Raw genomic sequence first — 3,841 nt, 5'->3', positions numbered from 1 at the left:
CCCCCCGCCCGCCCGCAGCCGGAGACTGATCTGGCGTGACCGACTGCACCGCTTCGACGTGCGGTACGTGCCGTACCTGTTGATCGCGCCGTTCTTCCTGCTCTTCTTCGTCTTCGGGCTCTTCCCGATGATTTTCAACGGGGTGGTGGCGCTGCGCCACTGGCGCCTGGACGATCCCACACTGACCGGCTGGGCCGGCTTCGAGAACTTCAGCCGGCTCTTCTCCGACGGCGACTTCGGCAACGCGCTCTACAACACCTTCGGCATCTTCCTGCTCTCCACGGTCCCGCAGTTGTTACTGGCGCTCGTCATCGCGTCGATGCTGAACCGCCGGCTGCGCGCGCAGACCTGGTGGCGGGTCAGCGTGCTGCTGCCCTACATCACCCCGATCACCGCCTCCACCCTGGTCTTCAACGTCTTCTTCTCCCGCGACCTGGGCATGGCGAACTGGGCGCTCGGGCTGATCGGCATCGGCACCGAGACCCCGATCGACTGGCGGGCGGACAAGCTGCACTCCTGGCTCGCCATCGCCACGATGGTCAACTGGAAGTGGATCGGCTACAACGCCCTGCTCTACCTGGCCGCGATGCAGTCCATCCCGCGCGACGTCTACGAGGCGTCGGCGCTGGACGGGGCCGGCCCGTGGCGTCAGCTGTGGCGGATCACCGTACCGATGATCCGTCCGGTGGTGATCTTCACGGTGGTGCTCTCCACCATCGGCGGACTCCAGCTCTTCACCGAGCCGATGCTCTTCGAGCTCAACGCCCAGACCGCCCGGGGCGGTGCCGGCGGCGAGTGGCAGACCGTCGCGCAGCTCGTCTACAAGGTGGGCTGGAAGGACCTCAACCTGGGCTACGCCGCCGCCATGTCCTGGGCGCTGTTCCTCATCATCCTGCTGGTCGCCGCCCTCAACACCATGTTGACCAACCGTCTGTCGGGGGGCCGAAAATGACGACAGTCGCCCCGCCGCGTCGGGACACCACGCCGACCCCCGGCCGCAAGCGGGCCCGCCTGCTGGGCCGGGCACCGCAGGACACCCCGGCCGGGATCTGGACGTACCTCTTCCTGTCGCTCACCGCCCTGTTCGCGGCGTTCCCGCTGTACTGGATGTTCGTCATCGCCACCAGCACCGACGAGGCCACCGCCCAACTGCCGCCGGTGGTGATCCCCGGCGACCAGTTCCTGGTGAACCTGGACGAGGTCTTCTCGATGCAGGACGTCTACTTCGCGGCGTCCCTGGTCAACAGCGTCATCGTCTCGACCGCGGTGACCGCCTCGGTGCTCTTCTTCTGCTCGCTGGCCGGCTTCGCCTTCGCCAAGCTCCGGTTCAAGGGCAGCAAGGCGCTGATGCTCTTCGTGATCCTCACCCTGACCGTGCCCAACCAGCTCGGCATCGTCGCGCTCTACATCGTGATGGGCAAGCTGGGCTGGAACGGCACCCTGCTGGCGGTGATCGTGCCCGGCATGGTCACCGCGTTCGGCGTGTTCTACATGCGACAGTTCATCGTCAACTCGGTGCCGGACGAGCTTGTCGAGTCGGCCCGGGTGGACGGCGCCAACACCATGCGGATCTACTGGAGCATCGTGCTGCCGGCGATCCGCCCGGCGCTTGCGGTGCTCGGCCTGCTCACCTTCGTGGCCACCTGGAACGACTTCCAGTGGCCCCTGATCACCCTCAACGGCACCGACTACCCCACCTCGATGGTGGCCATCTCCGATCTGGCCAGCGGCAACTACGTCATCTACCGGCGGGTGCTGGCCGGCGCGTTCGTGGCCACGGTGCCACTGTTGATCATGCTCGTCATCGGCGGTCGGCAGATCGTCCGCGGAATCATGGAAGGCGCGGTGAAATCTTGAGCGACGTACGGGGAGCCGGTCCCGACCGGTGGGCGTTGCACCACGGCTGGACCCTGCGGGCGGTGCCCGGCCCGCAGTTACCGGCCGAGATCGACGGCCGGATCCTGCCAGCGACCGTGCCCGGCTGCGTGCACACCGACCTGCTCGCGGCCGGGCTCATCGCTGACCCGTACCTCGACGCCAACGAGACCACACTGACCTGGATCGGGCGCACCGACTGGGTGTACGAAACCACCTTCGACCGGCCGACCGGCGACCACCACCGCCTCGACCTGGTCTGCGCCGGGCTGGACACGGTCGCCACGATCAGCCTCAACGGCATCGAGGTCGGTCACACCGAGAACATGCACCGCAGCCACCGCTTCGAGGTCGGCTCGCTGCTGCGCGACGAGGACAACACCCTCGCCGTACGATTCGACTCCGCCTACCGGTACGCCGAGGCGCAGCGCGACCGGCTCGGCGACCGGCCCAACGCGTACCCGGAGCCGTTCCAGTTCATCCGCAAGATGGCCTGCAACTTCGGCTGGGACTGGGGCCCCACCGTGGTCACCGCCGGCATCTGGCAGGACATCAGCCTGCACGGCTGGTCGACCGGCCGGCTCGCCGAGGTGCGTCCCCTCGTCACGCTGGACGGCCGCACCGGCCGGGTGGAGCTGCACGTCGCCGTCGAACGCGCCGCCGACCATCCGCTCACCGTGCGGGCCGAGGTGGCCGGGGTGAGCGCCGAGGCGAGCATCCCGGCCGGGCAGCGGACCGCCGTGCTCACCGTCACCGTCGACGACCCCGCGCTGTGGTGGCCGCACGGCCACGGCGAGCAGCACCGCTATCCGTTGGCGGTGACGCTGCACGGTCCCGACGGCGCGGTCCTCGACGAATGGCACCGCCGGGTCGGCTTCCGGGCGATCCGCCTGGACACCACACCCGACGCCCACGGCGCACCGTTCACCCTGCACGTCAACGACCTGCCGATCTTCGTACGCGGGGCGAACTGGATTCCCGACGACGCCTTCCCCACCCGGATCACCCGGGACCGTCTCGCCCACCGCTTCGACCAGGCGATCGAGGCCAACATCAACCTGCTGCGGGTCTGGGGCGGCGGCCGGTACGAGTCGGACGACTTCTACGACCTGGCCGACGAGCGTGGCCTGCTGGTGCAGCAGGACTTCCTCTTCGCCTGCGCCGCGTACCCGGAGGAGGAGCCCTTCGCCGCCGAGGTGGCCGCCGAGGCCGCCGAGCAGGTGACCCGGCTCGCGCCGCATCCCTCGCTGGTGCTCTGGACCGGCAACAACGAGAACATCTGGGGCTGGCACGACTGGAACTGGCAGCAGGCCCTGGCCGGGCGCAGCTGGGGCCGGGGCTACTACCTGGAGCTGCTGCCCCGGATCGTCGCCGATCTGGACCCGACCCGACCGTACTGGCCGGGCAGCCCCTGGTCGGGCCGCGAGGAGATCCACCCCAACGACCCGGCGTACGGCACCACGCACATCTGGGACGTCTGGAACACCGACGACTACGTGAAGTACCGCGAGTACCTGCCCCGGTTCGTGGCCGAGTTCGGCTACCAGGGCCCACCGGCGTACGCGACACTGCGCCGGGCCCTCTCCGACGAGCCGCTCGCCCCCGACTCACCCGGCATGGCGCACCACCAGAAGGCCGCCGACGGTGACCTGAAGCTGCGCCGAGGGCTGGACGCCCACCTGCCCGAGCCGCGCGACTTCGACGACTGGCACTACCTCACCCAGCTCAACCAGGCTCGCGCCATCCAACTCGGGGTGGAACACTTCCGCTCCCACCGGGGCATCTGCATGGGCACCATCGTCTGGCAGCTCAACGACTGCTGGCCGGTCACCTCCTGGGCGGCCGTCGACGGCGACGGCCGTCGCAAACCCCTCTGGTACGCGCTGCGCCGCGCCTACGCCGACCGCCTGCTCACCATCCAGCCCCGCGACACCGCCCAACCCCGCGACACCGCCCAACCCCGCGA

The 3,841-nt window shown here is 69.2% G+C and carries 3 protein-coding genes; all 3 read left to right on the top strand.

Translation table 11 applies throughout. The features are described 5' to 3' along the window. A partial coding sequence (locus C1I93_RS29350; protein WP_438819597.1) for a carbohydrate ABC transporter permease occupies positions 1 to 952 on the top strand: 952 nt, incomplete at its 5' end. Beyond that, positions 949 to 1,857, top strand: a complete 909-nt coding sequence (locus C1I93_RS29345; RefSeq protein ID WP_111246504.1) for a carbohydrate ABC transporter permease — start codon at positions 949 to 951, stop codon at positions 1,855 to 1,857. The genes C1I93_RS29350 and C1I93_RS29345, both read left to right, overlap by 4 nt. Continuing rightward, positions 1,854 to 3,841 (top strand): glycoside hydrolase family 2 protein (locus C1I93_RS29340; RefSeq protein WP_111246503.1); only part of this gene is annotated, 1,988 nt, incomplete at its 3' end. The genes C1I93_RS29345 and C1I93_RS29340, both read left to right, overlap by 4 nt.

Source organism: Micromonospora endophytica (genome assembly GCF_003236305.1).
In the GTDB taxonomy this organism is placed as follows: Bacteria; Actinomycetota; Actinomycetes; order Mycobacteriales; family Micromonosporaceae; genus Micromonospora; species Micromonospora endophytica.
This window is presented reverse-complemented; position numbering and strand designations above follow the sequence as displayed.

Coding starts and splice junctions, on each gene's coding strand:
- C1I93_RS29345 (WP_111246504.1), top strand. CDS start 949: ATGACGACAGTCGCCCCGCCGCGTCGGGACACCACGCCGACCCCCGGC.